22 protein-coding genes are annotated in these 21,552 nt (G+C 41.6%); all 22 read left to right on the top strand.

Annotation, left to right across the window (positions count from 1 at the left end; all coding sequences use genetic code 11):
• The first annotated feature begins 78 nt into the window (after positions 1-78).
• The 22 genes from pduB (KH109_RS03580) (at position 79) to KH109_RS03475 (ending at position 21,263) form a co-directional block, all read left to right on the top strand.
• Positions 79-780 carry a propanediol utilization microcompartment protein PduB gene (gene pduB / locus KH109_RS03580; RefSeq protein WP_038124004.1) on the top strand — a complete coding sequence of 234 codons (702 nt, stop codon included), beginning with the start codon at positions 79-81 and terminating at the stop codon, positions 778-780.
• A 21-nt stretch (positions 781-801) separates the two neighbouring features.
• Positions 802-2,463 (top strand): propanediol/glycerol family dehydratase large subunit, encoded by a 1,662-nt coding sequence (locus KH109_RS03575; RefSeq protein ID WP_257846931.1) that lies wholly within the window; start codon positions 802-804, stop codon positions 2,461-2,463.
• A gap of 9 nt (positions 2,464-2,472) precedes the next feature.
• Positions 2,473-3,171: a propanediol/glycerol family dehydratase medium subunit gene (locus tag KH109_RS03570; protein WP_227721296.1), complete on the top strand. Its 699-nt coding sequence runs from the start codon at positions 2,473-2,475 to the stop codon at positions 3,169-3,171.
• An 11-nt stretch (positions 3,172-3,182) separates the two neighbouring features.
• Positions 3,183-3,719: a diol dehydratase small subunit gene (locus KH109_RS03565; protein ID WP_119208958.1), complete on the top strand. Its 537-nt coding sequence runs from the start codon at positions 3,183-3,185 to the stop codon at positions 3,717-3,719.
• Positions 3,720-3,737: 18 nt separating this feature from the next.
• Positions 3,738-5,564: a diol dehydratase reactivase subunit alpha gene (locus KH109_RS03560; RefSeq protein WP_295215823.1), complete on the top strand. Its 1,827-nt coding sequence runs from the start codon at positions 3,738-3,740 to the stop codon at positions 5,562-5,564.
• Positions 5,561-5,935, top strand: a complete 375-nt coding sequence (locus tag KH109_RS03555; RefSeq protein WP_288991433.1) for a glycerol dehydratase reactivase beta/small subunit family protein — start codon at positions 5,561-5,563, stop codon at positions 5,933-5,935. Before KH109_RS03560 ends, KH109_RS03555 begins: the two co-directional genes overlap by 4 nt.
• A 27-nt stretch (positions 5,936-5,962) precedes the next feature.
• The gene (locus KH109_RS03550) at positions 5,963-7,018 is read left to right on the top strand and encodes a cob(I)yrinic acid a,c-diamide adenosyltransferase (protein WP_288991432.1); all 1,056 of its coding nucleotides are present in this window, start codon (positions 5,963-5,965) and stop codon (positions 7,016-7,018) included.
• Between the two features lie 10 nt (positions 7,019-7,028).
• Positions 7,029-7,751, top strand: coding sequence for an MIP/aquaporin family protein (locus tag KH109_RS03545; protein ID WP_295215818.1), 723 nt, complete (start codon positions 7,029-7,031; stop codon positions 7,749-7,751).
• A gap of 85 nt (positions 7,752-7,836) precedes the next feature.
• Positions 7,837-8,199, top strand: coding sequence for a BMC domain-containing protein (locus tag KH109_RS03540; RefSeq protein WP_038117203.1), 363 nt, complete (start codon positions 7,837-7,839; stop codon positions 8,197-8,199).
• A 13-nt stretch (positions 8,200-8,212) separates the two neighbouring features.
• On the top strand, positions 8,213-8,653 hold the full coding sequence (gene eutP / locus KH109_RS03535) for a EutP/PduV family microcompartment system protein (protein ID WP_295215816.1): 441 nt from the start codon (positions 8,213-8,215) through the stop codon (positions 8,651-8,653).
• An 18-nt stretch (positions 8,654-8,671) separates the two neighbouring features.
• The gene (locus KH109_RS03530) at positions 8,672-9,679 is read left to right on the top strand and encodes a nicotinate-nucleotide--dimethylbenzimidazole phosphoribosyltransferase (protein ID WP_105084998.1); all 1,008 of its coding nucleotides are present in this window, start codon (positions 8,672-8,674) and stop codon (positions 9,677-9,679) included.
• A gap of 44 nt (positions 9,680-9,723) precedes the next feature.
• Entirely contained in the window at positions 9,724-10,005 is a 282-nt protein-coding gene (gene pduA / locus KH109_RS03525; RefSeq protein WP_008602344.1) for a propanediol utilization microcompartment protein PduA, read from the top strand.
• Positions 10,006-10,007: 2 nt separating this feature from the next.
• Positions 10,008-10,850 (top strand): propanediol utilization microcompartment protein PduB, encoded by an 843-nt coding sequence (gene pduB, locus KH109_RS03520; RefSeq protein ID WP_295215809.1) that lies wholly within the window; start codon positions 10,008-10,010, stop codon positions 10,848-10,850.
• 22 nt (positions 10,851-10,872) lie between these two features.
• Complete coding sequence (locus tag KH109_RS03515; protein WP_295215806.1) at positions 10,873-11,316, top strand: BMC domain-containing protein; 444 nt, start codon at positions 10,873-10,875, stop codon at positions 11,314-11,316.
• A 26-nt stretch (positions 11,317-11,342) separates the two neighbouring features.
• Complete coding sequence (pduA, locus tag KH109_RS03510; protein WP_005385294.1) at positions 11,343-11,618, top strand: propanediol utilization microcompartment protein PduA; 276 nt, start codon at positions 11,343-11,345, stop codon at positions 11,616-11,618.
• A gap of 6 nt (positions 11,619-11,624) precedes the next feature.
• Entirely contained in the window at positions 11,625-12,245 is a 621-nt protein-coding gene (gene pduL / locus KH109_RS03505; protein ID WP_295215804.1) for a phosphate propanoyltransferase, read from the top strand.
• A 10-nt stretch (positions 12,246-12,255) separates the two neighbouring features.
• On the top strand, positions 12,256-13,095 hold the full coding sequence (eutJ, locus tag KH109_RS03500) for an ethanolamine utilization protein EutJ (RefSeq protein ID WP_233542550.1): 840 nt from the start codon (positions 12,256-12,258) through the stop codon (positions 13,093-13,095).
• A gap of 1 nt (position 13,096) precedes the next feature.
• Positions 13,097-13,588 carry a PduM family microcompartment protein gene (gene pduM / locus KH109_RS03495; RefSeq protein ID WP_195186445.1) on the top strand — a complete coding sequence of 164 codons (492 nt, stop codon included), beginning with the start codon at positions 13,097-13,099 and terminating at the stop codon, positions 13,586-13,588.
• Complete coding sequence (locus tag KH109_RS03490) at positions 13,575-13,841, top strand: EutN/CcmL family microcompartment protein (protein WP_038117192.1); 267 nt, start codon at positions 13,575-13,577, stop codon at positions 13,839-13,841. The genes pduM and KH109_RS03490 overlap by 14 nt, the downstream gene beginning before the upstream one ends.
• Positions 13,842-13,969: 128 nt before the next feature.
• The gene (locus tag KH109_RS03485) at positions 13,970-15,403 is read left to right on the top strand and encodes an aldehyde dehydrogenase family protein (RefSeq protein WP_295215785.1); all 1,434 of its coding nucleotides are present in this window, start codon (positions 13,970-13,972) and stop codon (positions 15,401-15,403) included.
• An 11-nt stretch (positions 15,404-15,414) separates the two neighbouring features.
• Positions 15,415-16,533, top strand: coding sequence for a 1-propanol dehydrogenase PduQ (locus KH109_RS03480; RefSeq protein WP_295203504.1), 1,119 nt, complete (start codon positions 15,415-15,417; stop codon positions 16,531-16,533).
• Between the two features lie 476 nt (positions 16,534-17,009).
• The gene (locus KH109_RS03475) at positions 17,010-21,263 is read left to right on the top strand and encodes a 2-hydroxyacyl-CoA dehydratase (RefSeq protein WP_295215782.1); all 4,254 of its coding nucleotides are present in this window, start codon (positions 17,010-17,012) and stop codon (positions 21,261-21,263) included.
• The last annotated feature ends 289 nt before the right edge of the window (positions 21,264-21,552 follow it).

Below are 21,552 nucleotides of genomic sequence, written 5' to 3'. Positions count from 1 at the left end.
TGATAAAAAATATAAAATGGTATACCGCAACATAGTTTTCTGTACATAGATACTTTCATTATACGTATGGAGGGTATTATGGCGACAACATGTGGATTAACTGAATTTGTAGGGACTAGTAAAACTGGTGATACTATTGGTCTCGTAATTGCTAACGTAGATCAACAAGTATTAGATGCGATGAAACTAAAGAAAAAATATCGTTCCATCGGTATTTTAGGTGCTCGTACTGGTGCAGGCCCACACATTATGGCTGCTGATGAAGCAGTAAAAGCAACCAATACTGAAATTGTTAGCATTGAATTACCTCGCGATACTAAAGGTGGCGCAGGTCACGGTTCTCTTATCATCTTTGGTGGTGATGATGTATCCGATGTTAAACGCGCTATTGAAGTAGCATTAGCCGAAGTGGAACGTACTTTTGGCGATGTATACGCAAACGATGCTGGTCATATTGAACTTCAATATACAGCACGCGCTAGTCATGCAGTAAATGCAGCATTTGGCGCTCCTGAAGGTAAAGCCTTTGGCCTTATCGTAGGTGCTCCAGCAGCGATTGGTGTAGTTATGGCCGATGTAGCTGTTAAATCTGCTAACGTAGATGTAATTGGTTATGCATCTCCTTCTGCAGGTACAAGTAATTCTAACGAAGTTATTTTACAGATTTCTGGCGATTCTGGGGCTGTACGACAAGCGGTTATCTCTGCTCGTGAAGTTGGTAAACAATTGCTCGGTACGATGGGTGACGAACCAGTGAACGGAGCCCCTTCCTATATCTAATCTGAAAGGATGGTATGCCCTATGAAATCAAAACGTTTCGAAGTCTTAAGTCAACGTCCTGTCAATCAGGATGGTTATGTAAAGGAATGGGTAGAGGAAGGTTTTATAGCCATGGAATCTCCTCAAGATCCAAAGCCTAGCCTCAAAATCGAAGGTGGTCGCATCGTTGAACTCGATGGTAAACGTCGCGAAGATTTTGATCTTATCGATACATTTATTGCAAATTACGGTATCGTTCTCGATGGTGCTCAAGAAGCAATGGCAAAGGATTCAAAAGAGATTGCTAATATGATGCTTACACCATCAGTACCTCGTGAAGAAATCGTTAAGATTTGTAAATCTATTACTCCAGCGAAAATGTTGGAAGTTGTTTCTACTATGAACGTTGTTGAAATGATGCAATGTATGCAAAAAATGCGTGCTCGTCGTACAATGGCTAACCAAGCCCATGTAACGAACGTAAACGACAATCCAGTGCAAATCGCAGCCGATGCTGCGGAAGGTGCACTTCGTGGGTTCGCAGAAGAAGAAACAACAGTAGCCGTTGCTCGTTACGCACCACTCAATGCGATTAGCTTACTCGTAGGCTCTCAATGTGGTCGACCAGGTGTATTGACACAATGCTCCTTGGAAGAAGCGACAGAATTGGAACTTGGCATGCGCGGCTTTACAGCCTATGCAGAAACAATTTCCGTATATGGTACAGAAGACGTATTTACCGATGGTGATGATACACCTTGGTCTAAAGGATTCCTCGCATCTGCTTATGCATCTCGTGGTCTTAAAATGCGCTTCACCTCTGGTACAGGTTCTGAAGTACAAATGGGACAAGCAGAAGGTAAATCTATGTTGTACCTTGAAATCCGCTGCCTATATATTACAAAAGGCGCTGGCGTACAAGGTATTCAAAATGGTTCTGTAAGCTGTATCGGTATTCCAGCAGCTGTACCTTCTGGTATCCGCGCTGTATTAGCAGAAAACCTTGTAGCAGCTATGCTCGACCTAGAATGTGCATCTAGTAATGACCAAACATTCAGTCATTCTGATTTGCGTAGAACAGCTCGTACATTGATGCAATTTGCACCAGGTACTGACTTTATCTGCTCTGGTTATAGCTCTACACCAAACTATGACAACATGTTTGCTGGCTCCAACTGGGATGCAGAGGACTATGATGACTGGACAGTTATTCAACGTGACCTTAAGGTAAATGGCGGTCTTATCCCTGCTCGCGAAGAAGAAGTTGTAACGGTTCGTAATAAAGCGGCTCGTGCACTACAAGCTTTGTTCAAAGCATTAGGCTTGCCTCCAATTACAGATCAAGAGGTAGAGGCTGCTACATATGCAAATGGCTCTAAAGATATGCCTCCTCGCGATAAGGTTGCAGATATTAAAGCGGCTCAAGACTTGTTAAACCGCGGTGTTACAGGCGTTGACTTTGTAAAAGGCTTAGCTAAAGAAGGTCATCAAGATGTAGCACAAAGTATTTTGAACTTATTAAAACAAAAAATCTCCGGCGATTACTTACAAACATCGGCCATCTTTGACCGTGATTTCAACGTTATCTCCGCGATTAACAATAGAAATGACTATCAAGGTGTTGGCACAGGTTATCGTGTGGAAGGTGAAGATTGGGAACGCATTAAAGATATTCCAAACGCCATTGATCCACGGGATATATAAGGAGGTGTCATGATGGCTGAAATTAACAGAGATGTATTACGTTCTATTATCCTAGACGTTTTACAAGAAATGGGTGGTGTTCATGAAGTACCACAATTCAAGGCTAGTGCTGGTAAAAGCACAACACCAAGTGCGGCTCCTAGACATGAAGATCCAACTGGTGACGATAGCTGGCTCCAAACTGGTGGTCCTGCACAACCTGGTACAAGCGCAGATGAAGTAGTTATTGCTGTTGGCCCTGCCTTTGGCCGTAGTCAACGACAAACTATCGTTGGTGTACCGCATCAAGAGGTAATTCGCCAATTAGTAGCTGGTATCGAAGAAGAAGGTTTAAAAGCTCGTGTAATTCGCGTGTATCGTTCCTCTGACGTAGCGGCCGTAGCCGTTGAAGGCGATTCTATTTCTGGATCTGGCGTATGTATTGGTATTCAATCTAAAGGTACTACTTTGATTCACCAACGCGATTTACAACCACTTTCAAATTTGGAATTATTCCCTCAAGCACCGCTATTAACAGCTGAAACATACCGTGCTATCGGTAAAAATGCTGCTAAATATGCTAAGGGCGAATCCCCAACACCAGTACCAACATTGAACGATCAAATGGCTCGTCCAAAATACCAAGCATTATCTGCATTGCTTCATATCAAGGAAACTAAGCATGTAGTAAAAGGTAAGCCAGCTGATGAAGTTCGTGTCACTGTATAAGGAGGTTTACTATGGCTAACGAATTAGAAGCCTTAATTCGGCAGATCGTATCTGAAATAGAAGGGGCAAAGGGAAATACCACACAATACTCTGCGCCTCATACATCATCTACACCTAATACAACAGTTGTAGATAGGGTGGTTACCATCGAGGATTATCCGATTGCTAAAAAACATCCAGAATGGATTGATCTTGGTCAAGGTCGAGACTTAAGCCATATTACGATGGATAACGTAATGGCCGGACATATTACAATGGACGATTTAAAAATTTCTCCATCTATTTTGAAAGCTCAAGGTCAAATTGCTAAGGCTGGGGGCCGAGATCAAATTGAACTGAACTTCTCTCGCGCTGCAGAAATGACGAAGGTAAGTGATAAACGTTTACTTGAAATGTACAATGCACTTCGTCCATATCGTTCTTCCAAACAAGAACTGTTAGATATTGCTAGCGAACTTGATGGTTTAGGGGCTCCGATTTGTGCAAACTTTGTACGAGAAGCTGCAGAAAATTACGAACGTCGTAAAAAACTTAAAGGTGATAATTAACCTATAGGAGATGTCATTATGAAACGAATTGTTGGCATCGATATCGGAAACTCTACAACAGAAGCGGCCTTGGCCGAAATTCATAGTAATGGAGAGGTAAAGTTCTTATCTTCTGCCATCGCTAGTACCACTGGTATTAAAGGAACACGCGAAAATATCGTAGGTCTCATGGATGCCCTCAAGTCGCTAATCAGGTCTGCTAATCTTACACTACGAGATATTGACTTAGTTCGCATTAATGAGGCTACACCAGTTATCGGTGATGTAGCCATGGAAACGATTACAGAAACCATAATTACAGAATCTACCATGATAGGGCACAACCCTAAAACACCAGGTGGTTTAGGTCTTGGTGTAGGGTATACCGTTCCTATTGAGCAACTAATCGATAAGCCACAAGGTCAGCCATACATCGTGGTTGCTCCAAAGATTATCGATTTTGAATTGGTAGCACAGCTGATTAATGCGTACTGTAAGCGAGGTTATGATATTCGGGCTGCTATCCTTCAAGCCGATGATGGTGTACTCGTTAACAATCGATTAGATAACAAAATTCCTATCGTAGACGAGGTTGCGTATATCGACAAAATTCCAATGGGTATGCTCTCCGCCGTAGAGGTAGTAGAACCAGGACAAGTGGTATCACAATTATCTAATCCTTATGGGATTGCCACTGTATTTGAGCTTTCACCAGAGGAAACAAAGAATATTGTGCCTATCGCTCGAGCCCTTATTGGCAACCGATCTGCAGTCGTTATTAAAACACCTGCAGGGGACGTTAAGGAGCGGGTAATACCGGCAGGATCCATCATTGTTATGGGGAATGATCGAACTGTATCCGTCGATGTATCTGCTGGGGCCGAGAGGATTATGGAAACCCTCGAATCTGTTCATCCTATCGATGATATCAGTGGTGAAGCAGGAACAAACGTAGGTGGCATGCTTGAAAAGGTTCGCCTTACAATGGCTCAATTGACGAATAAATCCCCGCAAGATGTATTCATCCAAGACTTGCTAGCCGTAGATGTAGCTGTTCCTATCAATGTAAAGGGTGGCCTTGCAGGTGAATTCTCTATGGAACAAGCCGTAGGCATTGCCTCCATGGTTAAGTCAGATCATCTACAAATGGAAATCATTGCAAAGCAGGTAGAAAAAGAGTTAGGCGTACCAGTTGAAATCGGTGGTGAAGAGGCTGAATCAGCTATTTTAGGGGCTTTGACAACGCCAGGGACAGCAAAACCAATGGCCATACTCGATCTAGGGGCAGGCTCAACTGATGCATCCATCATTAATCAAGAAGGAAAAATTAAAGCCATTCATCTTGCTGGAGCGGGAAATATGGTAACTATGCTCATCAATTCTGAACTTGGTTTAGAGGATATGCATATTGCTGAGGCCATTAAGAGAGATCCATTAGCTCAGGTACTTAGCGTATATCACATTCGTCACGAAGATGGAACGGTGCAGTTCTTTAATGAACCACTTTCGGCAGCATTGTTTGGCCGCGTTGTTATCGTCACTCCTGATGGACTTGTTCCAGTAGAACGAGATATTCCTTTAGAAACGATTAAACGTGTCCGCCAAACTGCAAAGAAACGAGTATTTGTAACTAATTCACTCCGCGCTTTAGCATCTGTCAGTCCTACTCATAATGTACGAGATATACCATTCGTCGTTATTGTAGGTGGCTCTGCATTAGACTTTGAAATCCCTCAACTCGTAACCGATGCACTTTCACAATATGCATTAGTAGCGGGGCGAGGCAATATTCGAGGTGTTGAAGGGGCACGTAATGCTGTTGCAACAGGACTTGTCCTTTCCTATTCACGGAAGGGAGGCCTATGATGGATCAAAGCATCATCAGTAAGCCAACCATCTTGCTCTATACTACATCGCATATCGGTGAGGATGTATTAAAGCCTGTTTTATATGGCATTGAGGAGGAAGGACTGCCCGTGGTAATCGAGGCCCATAGTGGTACTCACATGGATTTGGCTGATTTAGCATCTCGAAACTCAGCTTTGTCAGTAGGTATTGGTGTTGATGAGCAGGCTATTGTGTTAACGTATAAAAATATACCAGCTCATAAATTTGTCTATCGACTTACGGGCTATGCTCAATATCCAGATAGCTTGCGCACATTAGGTGTCAATGCAGCTCGCCTTGTAAAAGGTAATCCATTCGCTTCTGATGAACGATTGGAAGTGGCCTTTTAAACACAATGAAATTGAGAGGTGGTGCATATGGCTATTTATACGAAAACCGGTGATGCAGGTACAACAGCCCTTTTTGATGGCACTAGAGTACCTAAGAATTCACTTCGTGTGGACACATATGGAACCTTTGATGAATTAAATGCACAGGTTAGTGTCTGCGAGAAATTAGTTGTCTCACAGGACAATAAACATGTGCTTCACACATTACAACATCAGCTATTCCGCTTATGTGCGGAGGTAGCAACACCTCATGTTGAACATCTTAGTGAAAGTAGCAACTTGATTTCACAACAAGATATAAGTGAATTGGAATACATGATCGATGACTATACGAAGCGTTTGCCACAGCAACATAGCTTTATATTAAGCGGTAATTATTTATCTGCCGCAGAGCTTCATGTAGCGCGCACTATATGTCGTCGAGGGGAACGATTACTCATTAGTTTAGGTGAGGTAGAACCAATTCGCGATGAGGTTCGAAAATTTATAAATCGATTATCTGATGCTCTATATATCATGGCTCGCATGGAAGACTATGTGCAATTTGTAGAAACAATTGTAGAACGCGTAGCAGAACGTGTTAAGAACAATCATGCAGAAGTACTGGCAGAAACGAAGCGGAGCTTATGGGATATGGAGCATACTACTGAAAATGGAGTTAGTTATATGGCAACTAGAACAAAGCTAGAACAAATTATGACGAAACTTTCACAAACCGCCTTGGACTATGCTCAGTCCATAGGCGTACCTATTGTTGTATCTATTGTGGATGCAAAAGGTGTATTAATGTATTTCCATCGTATGTCAGATGCATTGCTCATCAGCAATGATATCGCACAGGCAAAGGCGTACACAGCAGTGGCTCTCAAAGCGGCAACTCATGAAGTACATCAGAGTGCACAGCCTGATGGCGATCTATTCAACATTGAATCCATGGTAAATCGTAAAATCTGTACCTTTGGTGGAGGTTACCCAATCATCATCGATGGCGAAATTGTCGGTGGGTTTGGTATTAGCGGTGGTACCGTGGCAGAAGATATGGACATTGCATCTCATGCATTACAATCTTTGTTAACTCAATGAGGTGAAGATAATGGACGTAACGCAAATGTATATTAGTGAGTTTGTTGGTACTGCCGTTTTACTCGCATTTGGTAATAGTACAAATGCATCGATTTTGTTAAAGAAAACCATCGTTGGTATCTATGGTACTAACTGGTTACACATTATTTTTGGATGGGCCTTTGCAGTAACCTTCGCTGTGTATATAGGAATTACACTAGGTGGACCTGGTCATTTGAACCCTGCCGTTACCTTTGCTCTTGCTGTAGCAGGTATATTCCCTTGGGATCAAGTTATTCCCATGTCCATAGCTCAAATTGCAGGTGGTTTTACAGGTGCTGCCATTGCTGCATTGTTCTATTATCCACACTTTAAAGTAACCGGTCCTGACGAAGGAAATTGTGTAGGGATTTTTGCAACAGGTCCAGCAATCGATAATAAACCTTTCAATTTGATATCTGAAATCATAGCAACGTTTATGTTTATGCTAGCGATTCTCTGTTTAGGAAAAATGGCCGATGGTTTAGCACCTATAGTCATTGGTATTTTGGTAGCATCCATTGGTATGTCCTTTGGCGCAACTACTGGATATGCATTAAATCCAGCCCGTGACTTTGGTCCACGGTTAGCATATTTCTTATTACCGATTCCTAATAAAGGAACTGCGAACTGGCAATATGCATGGGTACCATTTATTGGCCCATTGATTGGGGCAGGCTTAGCGGTGTTGTTCTTCCAATTAGTGGCACCTTAACTATAGCTAGAGTATATAAAACAACGACAAACTATAACATGTCAGTATAGTTTAAAGAATACATATTAAATTAGGAGGAGATTATATGGCCTTTCAAGAGGTAATTGATGCAAAACAGCGCATCATACAAGAGTTTGTACCCGGAAAGCAGGTTACGATAGCCCATGTTATTGCCAATCCTAAGCCAGATCTATTTAGAAAAATGGGGCTTGAGGAAAAAGGGCGCAATGCCATTGGAATTCTTACCATAACACCTGGCGAAGGGACCATTATTGCAGCCGATATTGCAAGTAAATCTGGTGATATCGAAATCGGTTTCATCGATAGATTTTCGGGTGCACTTCTCATAACTGGTGATGTATCTGCTGTTGAATCTGCTTTACGCAGCGTAATTGAAGGTCTGCAACGTATATTAGGATTCTTCCCAACGGATTTAACAAGATCCTAATGAAAGGGTAATTATGAGCACCGAAAAGAAAGAAAAACGCATCCTTCTAGTAGGTCGTAGCGGTTGTGGTAAGACTACATTAGCAGATACGATTACTCATGGCTCGGCAACATATCACAAAACACAAGCCATAACTCGAGTGGGTAATTTTATTGATACCCCTGGGGAATATATGGAAAATCCTAATTACTATCGAGGAATTATCTTACACGCCTATGATGCGGACGTAGTGATTTTCATGATTCCTGCAGGTGATGAAACAACCATATTCCCACCTAGTTTTGGGAACTCTTTAAATCGAGAAGTTATCGGTGTTGTATCGAAAGTTGATACGGGAAAAGATGTGGAGGCGCCTCGCCGCAATCTCAAGCTAGCGGGAGCTACTAAGATTTTTGAAATATCCGTTTACGATCAAGAATCGTTGAAACGTTTATGTGACTACATATACAGTTAGTTGAAAGAAGGTTTTTCCATGGACAAAGTGTTTGAAGAACAACTTAATCAATTTATTTTAAATAAAGCGATCATTCCAAAAAGCTTGGGTCTATGGGAACGATATTTCAAAAAAATGTGTCTCGCTTGGCAAGATATGAAACCTGAGATTCAGGCTCAGCATATTATCTTTTCTGCAGATAATGGTATTTCCGTAGATGGCCTAATCGGTTATAACTATGAGATTACTCGTAAACAGTCTCAGAATATGATTGATGGTAAAAGTGCAGTTGCTAATTACTGTATCTTTAACCATATTCCTTATGAAGTGGTAGATGTAGGCATTGCGTGCCCACAAGGTATTGGGATAAATCGAAAGGTAGCTCAAGGCACAAAGAATATATTAGATGGTGCTGCTATGAGTGCTGAAGAGTTTGACCTAGCATATCAAGCTGGATATAACCGAGTTGTTTACTATGCAGAATCGGGTATCAATCTATTTTCCTTTGGCGAAATGGGTGTTGGTAATACGACTACTTCAGCAGCTGTCCTAAGTGGTCTTACAAAACTAGACCCACGGATAACTGTAGGTCCTGGATCTGGCCCTGATGAAGAGGCGTATATGAATCAAAAACGAGAGTTTGTACGTACTGCATTATCTCATCATAAGGGACACTTAAATAGTCCTAAAGAGGTAATTAGCCGCGTAGGTGGCTTTGATATAGCCGCGATTACAGGTGCTATGGTAGCTTGTACGGACTTACATATCCCATTTGTAATCGATGGATATATTACAGCAGTTGCCATGGCTTGTGCTACTCAAATGAATGGAGACGCTCCATTATACGGTATTCCATCTCATTATTCTCGCGAGGTAGGGATGGCCGCAGCATTGGCTTATGCAAATATTCGTCTTGATGAAGTTCCAATCCATGGACAAATGGCGTTAGGTGAAGGTACTGGTGCTGTACTCATGGTACAACTACTTAAAACAGCGCACTTTGCCTTTATGAATATAGGTACTATGGTGGAACTATTAGAAAAATAAATTTGTATTCTTTGTATTATGTTTTGTAAAAGGAGAGAAAACAGATGACACAAGAAGCATTAGGTATGGTGGAAACTAAGGGCTTAGTAGGCGCTATTGAAGCAGCTGATGCAATGCTTAAAGCAGCTAATGTGGAACTAGTGGGCAATGAAAAAATTGGCTCTGGTCTCGTTACTGTTATGGTTCGCGGTGATGTAGGGGCTGTAAAAGCTGCTGTAGATGCAGGTGCAGCTGCTGCGGAACGCGTAGGTGTTGTTATCTCTACTCATGTAATTCCAAGACCACATAAAGATGTAGAAGGTATTTTACCAACAAAGGGTGAATAATTATGGCCGATACTAATAGTATGGTAGATGAGATTTTAAAGCGCGTATTGATGCGTATCGATAGTGCTGATTTAAGCAAAACTTCAGGCGCGACTAGTAATGCATCATGTGCTTCGGCACCTGTAAGTTCACCTGCTGTAAGTCAACTACAAACTTCTATGATTACTGAACACGTAGGTAGCACTACAACAGGCGATACGATTGGTCTCGTAATTGCCAATGTTGATAGTCAAGTATTGGAAGCTATGAAGCTCACTAAGTCATATCGATCCATCGGTATCTTAGGTTCACGTACAGGTGCAGGGCCGCAAATTATGGCCGCTGATGAAGCTGTAAAAGCAACGAATACAGAGATTGTTAGCATTGAACTGGCCCGTGATATGAAAGGTGGCGCTGGTTCTGGTTCCCTTATCATATTTGGTGGCGATGACGTATCCGATGTAAGACGTTCTGTGGAAGTAGCATTACGTGAATTAGAACGTACCTTTGGCGAAGTATATATGAATGACGCAGGCCATGTGGAGGTCCAATATACAGCGCGTGTAGGAGAAGCCTTAGTCACTGCTTTTGGGACACCAGAAGGTAAAGCCTTTGGGTTATTAGTAGGTGCACCAGCAGCAATAGGTGTAGTTATGGCAGATACAGCAGTTAAATCAGCTAATGTAGATGTGGTAGATTATCAGTCTCCATCGAGCTCAGATATGTCAAATGAAGTTGTTTTACTAATTTCTGGTGACTCTGGCGCTGTTAAACAAGCTGTAAAAGCAGCACGTGATGTGGGGTTAGCGTTACTAGAAACTATGGGAGAAAGACCTAAAAACAAAGGTAATGCTTACATCATCTAATGAATAAACGTCGGGAGGTGGCATGGTGAAAGATTCACTAGGGTTACTAGAAGTAGCTGGTTTGCTGGGGGCTATCACCGCATCAGATGCAATGGTTAAAGCTGCAAATGTACGGCTCGTAGGAATAGAAAAGGCGAGAGGACTTGGCTGGATGACCGTAAAGGTTGCTGGTGATGTGGGAGCTGTTGAAGCAGCTGTTCAAACCGGTGTGGCGATTACAAAAGGTATGAATTTGTATGTAGCTCACAAAGTAATTCCTCGACCTGCAGAAGGCTTAGTCGAATCCTTTAATGATGATTTTACAGATAAGCCGGCTAAGGTAGCTGATGAAACAGAGAAACCCCAATTAGATGAAAAGGTTGTTGAGGTGTTAGATGAGATAGTATCTACGATCATGGAACCGAAAAGTTCTAAATCAACAGGTACAAAGAAAATAACACCAAAGAAAAACCCTAAAAAGAAATAAAGTAGTAAATAATAAAGGAGATTATCATGAATAACGCATTAGGCATGGTAGAAACAAAAGGTTTAGTAGGCGCAATTGAAGCGGCTGACGCAATGGTAAAAGCAGCTAACGTTACATTAGAAGGTACTGAAAAAATCGGTTCCGGTCTTGTAACAGTAATGGTTCGCGGTGATGTAGGCGCTGTAAAAGCGGCTGTTGATGCGGGTTGTGCAGCTGCACAGAAAGTAGGTGAAGTAGTATCTACTCATGTAATTCCACGCCCTCATAGCGATGTAGAATTGATCTTACCTAAGAAAGGATAATAGCTTATGGATCGGGAACAGATTCGTGCTATCGTACGAGAAGTGATCGAAGCCATGTTCGAATCGTCCATTCCCGTAGGTGTGAGCAATAGACATGTCCATCTATGTCAGGAGGACTGGGATATATTATTCCCTAACCAGGCTATTACTAAAAAAAGTGACTTAAAACAAACTGGAGAATTTGCTTCAGAACAAACCGTTACTTTAGTGGGGCCAAAAGGGGTCATTCAAAACGTCCGCGTATTAGGTCCTCTTAGAAAACAGTCACAAGTAGAGGTATCTTTGACCGATGCTCGTGCATTGGGTATAAAACCTCCTATTGTGCTATCTGGTCATTTAGAATCAGCCGTAGAGATTACTTTATGTACTGAAAATGGGGAAATTACAAAACCTATTTGTATCGTTGCAAAACGACATATTCATATGTCTCCTGATGATGCAAAACGGCTTAATGTAAACGATGGCGACAGCGTAAATATTGAAATTCAAACACCAGAGCGCACCACTGTATTTGGTGATGTCATCGTTCGGGCCGTACCTGGTTTTGTTCTGGAGCTCCATATTGATACAGATGAGGCAAATGCTGCCAATGTACAAGGTACAGTGATGGCGAGAATTGTACAGTAAAGTAGGTGATATGATGAAAGGTTTGAAAAAGGCAAATAATACCTTGCAAGAGTTCTCTGATCTTGTAGAGTCCAAACAAGTGAGCTCTCATAATCAAAAGAATTTACGCGTAGGCATCGACCTTGGTACATCATCTATTGTCCTATCCGTAGTAAACGATAAAGGTAAACCTATATATGGTGCTTTTGAATACAACGAATCTATTCGAGATGGCCTTGTAGTTGACTATGTGGGAGCTGTTACGATTACGCGAGAGCTAAAGGCTAAGGCGGAAGCAGCCTTAGGTACAGAACTTGTATATGCCGCAGCAGCTGTTCCACCTGGAACGATAGGCAAGAATAAAGAGGTAGTAGGTCATGTTCTTGAAAGTGCCGGTTTTGAAGTGACCTGCATTCTAGACGAACCTACCGCTGCTGCTAATGTGCTAGGCATCACCGATGGCGCTGTTATCGACGTCGGTGGTGGTACTACGGGCATAAGCATTTTAAAAGATGGCCGAGTTGTATATACCGTAGATGAGCCTACAGGAGGCACCCATATGAACCTTGTTATTAGCGGAGCCTATGGGATTTCCATCCCTGAAGCAGAGGCCTATAAGCGCAATGAAGCTAATAAACGAGATGTATATGCAACCATACGGCCGGTTGTAGAGAAAATGGCAGCTATTTCTAAGCGTGCGTTACAAGAGGGCGGCTATGAAAAGGGGACTCCTATTGTTGTTGTGGGCGGTGCCTCTAATTTTGAGGAGTTCACAAAGACTTTCAGTCAATATATAGGATTACCCGTAGATAAGCCATTATATCCAGAGTTTGTAACGCCCTTAGGGATTGCCATGGGAAGTGAGCATTAATATGGATGCATTAGTTAAACTGGTGCTAGAACGCCTAGAAAAGCGCATGACATCCACTGCTACGTTTATGGTCACAGAGTGCAATAGCTATGATGAGCATATATTGTTGCAGAACCAACTCATTTCTTTCGCTGGTATAGATTATGGTCATATACGAGAGTTAATGTGCGATACATTGGTGCCTTGGGTTGCCTATTTACATCGTGCATTAGCGTATGACTGTGAGGTGACGATACACCTAGCAGTTCCTGTAACCTCGTTGATGAATCCATCAGTCATTCTAGATTGGCCTATCAAATTTCTAGATAAATTTGGTCGTCCTATATATGCCAGTCATCAAGCGTGGATAACGGCCTCTTTTGTTAGATCTTGTGAAAGTCAGTCTATTATCGTCATATATAGGGGACAACGGTTCACCATGGCTGCTCGAGATGAAATCGAGCGCTTAGGTATCACAATAATTGAAGGGAACGAGAAGTATGCAAGTCGGTAAAGTTGTGGGTAGTATAGTATCTACTCAAAAGCATGAATCTCTAAAGGGAATGAAACTGATGATGGTAGATATTCTCGATGGAGAACAAGGGTTGACGGGGCGCATAGAAATCGCCGTCGATACAGTATGTGCTGGTGAAGGTGAATATGTGCTTCTAACTCGAGGCTCATCGGCACGGCATATTTTCGAAGATGATAAAGGCACCGCAGTAGATTGTGCTATTGTGGGTATTATTGATAGTTTTGAAAAATAATTGTATAGGAAATAGCTGGTGCCAGAGTTAAACCTAGTTATTGTGTCACATCATGAATGTATCCTTGATTGTGGACACCGTTAGTTGACATGGTCATTGCATCAGCAATGCAACCTATATGGAGGTTCATGATGGAAAACAATACACAGTTGAAAGAAATGATCCGCTCCATGGTTATAGATATATTACAGGGGCAAAAGCAAGAAATGGCCTCATCACAACCTATTAAACAAGCGCCTAGAGGTCAAGTTGAGCCAGGTGTGTTTGATACGGTTGATGAAGCAATTCAAGCTGCAAAAGCAGCGCAAGCGCGCTTTGAAGATTGCACCTTGGCAACCCGTGAAAAGGTAATAGCAGACATCCGTGCTGCCATGCGTCCACGAGTGCAAGAGTTGGCTCAGAAAACCGTTGATGAAACGGGGATGGGTCGCGTTGCGGATAAAGTACTAAAATTAAATCTAACACTCGATAAAACACCGGGCGTAGAAGATCTCGTTACAGAGTGTGAAACAGGCGATAATGGTATGACATTATACGAATTGTCTGCTTATGGTGTTATTGGTGCTGTTACGCCAAGTACGAATCCAGCGGAAACATTAATATGTAATACAATAGGTATGCTAGCCGCAGGGAATGCTGTATTCTTTAGCGTTCATCCTGGTGCTAAGCATCTTAGTCGGTTGCTAGTTAGTGAACTTAATCAAATCATCGCCAAATCGATTGGCATTGAAAACCTTATTGTTACACTTCGAGAGCCATCTATTGAGTCTGCTCAAGAGATGATGCTACATCCAGATGTGAGCCTATTAGTTGTTACTGGAGGTCCTGGCGTAGTAAAACAAGCGCTTCAAAGTGGTAAAAAGGTTATCGGTGCTGGTGCAGGCAATCCACCGGCCTTTGTAGATGAAACGGCAGATATTAAAAAGGCTGCTCAAGATATTGTTCTCGGCGCTAGTCTAGATAATAATATTCTGTGTATCGCTGAAAAGAGCGTTGTAGCCATGCGCCAAATCGAGCCACAGCTAGTTGAAGAAATGATAAAAGCAGGGTGTGTTCTCGTTGAAAATCAACAGGATATTCAACGCCTAGTCGATTTAACAGTGTTACCGAATGGGACACCAAATAAAAAATTTGTTGGTAAAAATGCAAGCGTTATTCTTGATGCAGCACATATTCCGTACAATGGTGATCCACGGTTAATTATCATGCGGGCTCCAAAAAATCATCCCTTTGCAGTTATTGAGATGTTAATGCCTATTTTACCTGTTGTTACAGTAGATAGCTTTGACGAAGGTCTTGATGTATGCTTGATGTTAGAAGCAGGCTTACATCATACGGCCACAATGCATTCTTTAAATATGGAACGCCTAAACCGTATGGCTCGCAAAATGAAAACATCTATTTTTGTTAAGAATGGTCCGTCCTATGCGGGGCTTGGATTTAGTGGTGAGGGTACGACAACCTTTACAATTGCTACACCTACTGGAGAATCTACTACATCAGCGCGTTGCTTTGCGCGACGTCGTAGATGTTGCTTAACAACAGGATTTAATATTCGATAGGTGGTGAGCATATGAATAAATGGTCTTTTCCAACTCAAATTTATGCGGGACCAGATTCGTTGAATCGTCTTACAGAATTTAATAATGAATCCATCCTTATCATATGTGATCCATTTTTAAAAGATTCTCCGAGCCTTACGTATGTGATGGGATTAATGGATAGTAAAAATAAGGTGACTATCTATACTGATGTGGTACCTGATCCACCCATAACTCATGTAGTAAAAGGCATTGAATTTATGGAAGGCATTAAACCAACTGTAATCATTGCCATAGGTGGTGGCTCTTGCATTGATATGAGCAAAGGGATAGCTTATTTTGGTCGTAAATTAAAGCAGATGGATATCAAATCCTTTATTGCCGTGCCTACTACTAGTGGAACAGGATCTGAAGTAACCTCGTTTGCTGTTCTTACAGATAGTGAAACACAAATTAAGTATCCTCTTGTGGATGATGCGGTATTACCAGATGAAGCATTATTAACGCCATTATTTGTAAAAACATCTCCACCAAGTGTTACTGCATTCAGTGGTATGGATGTGCTAGTTCACGCATTGGAAGCCTATGTAGCAACGGCTGCAAATAATTTTACTGATGCGTTGGCACAACAGGCGATTGAGCTAGTCTTTACTTACTTACCAAGATGTCATAAGCCAACAGCTACAGAGCAAGATAGAATGTCTATGCATGAGGCTTCATGTTTAGCAGGTCTATCCTTTAACAAGGCCGGATTAGGTATAGTTCATGCCATGGCTCATCAGTTGGGAGGACAATTTCATGTGCCTCATGGTCTAGCTAACAGTATGCTTTTGCTTTATGTAATTGGATTTAATTGCTCTCGTAACCAAGAGGTGGCCAAGAAATATGCCCATCTATCTGCTAAGTTGGGCTTTGCATCGCATAAAGCATCCGATGGAGATAAAATAGGTGCATTACTAGAGGCGATTGTAAAACTACAACGAACTTTAGAATGTCCAATGACACTGACTGAATTTGGTGTAGATAAGGCTACATCTGAACCAAAACTTAACCTCATGGCAGATAGAGCACTAGAGGATATGTGTTATAGATTTAATCCATACCCAGCTAACCATGATGATCTTATCGGATTATATAAAAAGGTTTTGTAACCTATATAGAGTGAATAATAAAACTCAAAAGTATATAATGAACAATACAAATACAAGAGGCTTCAATGATTTCATGGAAGCCTCTTTTTGTATTCCCTTATTCTTGTTAACTGAAATAGAAATAGAAATAATATTTACCTATTTATTGCTTAAGTTATGTGCTGTTAGGTACACTTTTTTTCATCTTAGAATGATATAATAAATTTTACATCCTATCTCGATGTAGAGGTATTATTCAAGTTTAGTCATATTCCATATAACTCATTGGAATATAGAAAAACATAGATTTTATCTACATTTGTTGTATAATATGTATAGGATATTTAAAAAATTAGATGTTTTTGTGAAAGCCTATCCTTATCTAAGTTTAATTAGATGTTTGGTGCATTTTATTTTAGATTCAAGCTCAATGTACTACTTTCACAATATGAGTATGATCTTGTGTGGTCATACGTTTTTTGAAAAGAGAGGTATTTATGCAACACATGCTACGCATGGGTATTGACGTGGGCTCTACAACTGTTAAAGTTGTACTATTAGACGAACACGATAATTATTTGTATAAAAAGTACATACGCCATTATGCAAACATTTTGGACACCGTATATACCTTGCTCCAAGAGGCTCAAGTGGGCCATGAAAATGATCAAGTTCATGTATGTATTACCGGTTCTGGTGGTATGGCGATGGCTGAAAAGGTACGCATTCCATTCGTGCAAGAGGTTATTGCTGAAACACGTGCTGTAAAAGCGTTGTATCCAGAAACCGATGTTATCATCGAACTTGGTGGTGAAGATGCGAAGGTAACCTATTTAGGTCAAACGGCAGAACACCGTATGAATGGTTCTTGTGCAGGTGGTACAGGTGCTTTCATCGACCAAATGGCGACTTTATTGCAAACTGATGCATCTGGTCTTAACCAATTGGCCATGAATGCTGATACGATTTATCCGATTGCAGCACGCTGTGGCGTATTTGCTAAAACAGACGTACAAGCTTTGTTAAACCAAGGCGCATCTCATGAAAATATTGCAAAATCCGTATTCCAAGCTATTGTAAACCAAACAATTGCGGGCCTTGCATGCGGTCATAAAATCGAAGGTAATGTAGCATTCCTTGGCGGTCCGTTGACATTCTTGTCCGAACTTCGTCAATGTTTCTGCGATACCTTAGCACTAGATGAAGCGCATCGCATTATCCCTGAAAACGGTGAATTATTCATCGCCTTAGGGGCGGCTTTGATGAAAGAAGACTGTCGTGAGATTACGGTTGGTCAATTAACAAAGAAAATTGGTGCCCTCATCGGTATTCCTATGGAGGCTACAGATCGTGTAGAACCTCTATTTAAAAATGAACAAGAATTAGAAGAATTCCGCGCTCGTCACGCTAAGGCAGTAACGCCAAAAGCGAATATTGAAGATGCGCAAGGTCCTTGTTACCTTGGTATTGATGCTGGTTCTACCACTCTTAAGGTAGTTCTCATCAATAGCAATAAGGAAATTATATTCTCTCACTATGGTCCTAACCATGGTAAACCATTAGAAAAATCTCGTGAAATGATCGAGAAGATTTATGAACTGTTACCAAAAGGCGCGTATATTGCGCATTCTGGTGTAACTGGTTACGGTGAAGCATTCCTTAAACGCGCCCTTGGTATCGATATTGGCGAAGTAGAAACAATGGCTCACTATCGTGCAGCTCGTTACTTCTGCCCTGATGTATCCTTTATCTTGGACATTGGCGGTCAAGATATGAAATGCTGTAAGGTTCGCGATGGCTATATCGAAGATATCGTATTGAACGAAGCGTGCTCCTCTGGCTGCGGCTCCTTCATCGATACATTCGCATCCGGTCTACGCATTCCAATCGATCAATTCGCGAAGGAAGGTTTATTGGCATCTTTGCCAATCGACTTGGGTTCTCGTTGTACTGTATTTATGAACTCTAAGGTTAAGCAGGCTCAAAAAGAAGGTGCTACGGTACAAGATATCGCGGCAGGTCTTGCTTACTCTGTTATTAAAAATGCCCTTTATAAGGTTCTTAAGGTAAAAGACCCTAAAGAATTGGGTGATCATATCGTTGTACAAGGCGGTACATTCTACAATGAATCCGTATTGCGTGCCTTCGAGAAATTGATGGGTGTAGAAGTAATTCGTCCTGACGTATCTGGCTTGATGGGTGCTTATGGTATGGCCCTTCTTGCAGCTGAAACGGCAGAAGAGTTACAAAAGGAAAAAAGCACTTTGCTTGATAGTGAAGGTCTTAACTCCTTGCAAGTATCTACGACAATGCGTAACTGCGGACTTTGCTCCAATAACTGTATGCTTACCATCAATGCTTTCTCTGATGGTCGTACCTACGTAACGGGTAACCGTTGTGACCGCGGTGCGGGCGGTATGATTCAAGAAGAACGCAAAGCAGTTCCTAACTTAGTAGACGTTAAATTGCGTCGTTACTTCGACTATTATTTGAAGAAAAATATTCCAGAGTTCGAAGGTAAAATGCGCGTAGGTATTCCTCGCGTCCTCAACATGTATGAGGATTTCCCATTCTGGTTTACATTCTTTAATACACTTGGCTATGAAGTAATCCTTTCCGATTACACTACAAAGGAACAATACAACAAGGCTATTGATACGATTCCATCTGATACAGCTTGCTACCCAGCAAAAGCGGTACATGGTCATATTCGTGATCTTGCGAATGCACAAGTAGACTTTGTTTGGTATCCTTGTATTCAACATGGCCCTAAGGAATTTAGCCGCGACAATAATTACCATTGTCCAATGGTTATTTCCTATCCAGAACTTATCAAAAACAACATGCAGGAGGTTCTGGGGGATACTCCATTCCACGCACCATTCTTGCCATTAGCTGATAAGAAATCTCTTGTTCCTGCTCTTGTGAAAGCATTGGACTTCTTGAATCTCAAGAAGAAAGATATTGCTAACGCTGTTGAAAAAGCGTGGGAAGAACAAGAAAATTGTAAGGCTTCTTACCGTGAAACGACAAAGAAAACAGTATCTCGCCTCGTAGCAGAACAAATTCCTACTATCGTATTAGCTGGCCGTCCATACCATTTGGACTCCGGTATTAATCACGGTATCCCAGAGCTTATTACATCTCTTGGTATGGCTGTTCTTACAGAAGATGGTGTTGCTCCACTAGGCAATGAAATTAAGCATTTACGTGTTGTAGACCAATGGTCTTATCATAGCCGTTTATATCGCGCTGCTGAATTCGTAAGTAGAACAGAAGGCTTCCAAATCGTAGAACTTAACTCCTTCGGTTGCGGTCTTGACTCTATCGTAGCGGATCAAGTAAAAGATATACTTTCAGCAAACCATAAGATTCATACCTTACTCAAAATTGACGAAGGTACAAACCTTGGGGCTGTAACGATTCGTTTGCGTTCCTTGCAATCTGTAATGGAACGTAGCTTGCGTCGTCATCACAACCCAGAGGCACCAGAAGTGGTGGAAGAACAATTGCCAACCTACGATTATAATCGCGTGGTGTTCACAGAGGAAATGCGTAAGACCTATAAAATCTTGGTGCCACAAATGTCACCATTGCATTTTAGTCTCTTAGATCCAGTCCTCAAAAACGAAGGCTATAACTTTGAAATGTTGCCAGCACCAACGCGTGACGACATTGAAGTGGGCTTAAAATACATCAATAATGATGCATGTTACCCAGCGATTATCGTTGTAGGTCAGCTCATGTCTGCACTATTATCTGGTAAATATGATATCGATAAAACAGCTGTTATCATCTCTCAAACAGGTGGTGGGTGCCGTGCTACAAACTATATCGGTTACTTGCGTAAGGCTTTAATCGATGCTGGTATGAAGCAAGTACCAATCCTATCTCTTAATGCAAGCGATATGGAACGTCAACCAGGTTTCAAATTGACAAAAGGTTTCTTACATCGTATGATCCAAGCCGTTGTTTACGGTGATGCCCTCATGCAATGCGTATTGGCTACACGTCCTTACGAAACTAACCCGGGCTCTACAGATGCTTTATGTGATTACTGGATTAAAAAATTACGTGAAAACATTACATCTGCCAGCCTTCGTCAGTATAATAAGTACATCAAAGAAATCATTCATGACTTTGATAACTTGCCGGTCAATAAAGATGTACAAAAACCTCGCGTTGGCGTCGTAGGGGAAATTTACGTTAAATTCCATCCAAGTGCTAACAACCATATCAATGAACTCATTGAAAAAGAAGGTGGCGAAGTCGTTACATCTGGATTATTAGACTTCTTCTTGTACTGTGCAATGGACAGCACATACCGTGCTAAACACCTTGATGGTACATGGCTATCTGGCTTCTTCGGTACATTGGCTCGTGAAGCCCTTGAACTTTACCGTTTGCCATACGCTAAAGCCGTAGCAGCGTCTAAACACTTCGACCCTCTACAACGTATGACAGAAGTAGCAAAAGAAGCAGCTCAATACATTGGCCTTGGTAACCAATGCGGTGAAGGCTGGTTCCTCACAGGCGATATGATTGACCTCATTGAAAAAGGAGCCAAACAAATCGTATGCTTGCAACCATTCGGCTGCTTACCAAACCACGTTACAGGTAAAGGCATGGTTAAAACACTATCCGCTGCCTACCCAGACGTGCGCATTGCTGCTATTGACTATGATCCAGGCTCCAGTGCAGTAAACCAAGCAAACCGCTTGAAACTACTACTATCGACTATGTTTGAATAAAGGAGTGCTCCGTTATATTTTCAATGGGGCTATGTTAGATGTATTGCTAATTTTAGCTAAAATAATGGTTTTGTAACTCGATGGAGCTATTGTAAATAAGCGATAAGGTGCTTTCATTTTATAATGGGGCCCGGATACAACTGCATATCATTAGTATAGAAAAAATACAGCCCTCTCTTGGCTCAGGTACGTCACTACGCTCCGTAAAATCGCTGCAGAGAGGGCTGTATTCTTTTTCCTACAATCAGTTGGACAGGTGCTTTCCTTTATTGTGCTTAGTGTATTTGTA

The sequence above is a fragment of the Veillonella sp. genome (genome assembly GCF_018381775.1).
In the GTDB taxonomy this organism is placed as follows: Bacteria; Bacillota; Negativicutes; order Veillonellales; family Veillonellaceae; genus Veillonella.
This window is presented reverse-complemented; position numbering and strand designations above follow the sequence as displayed.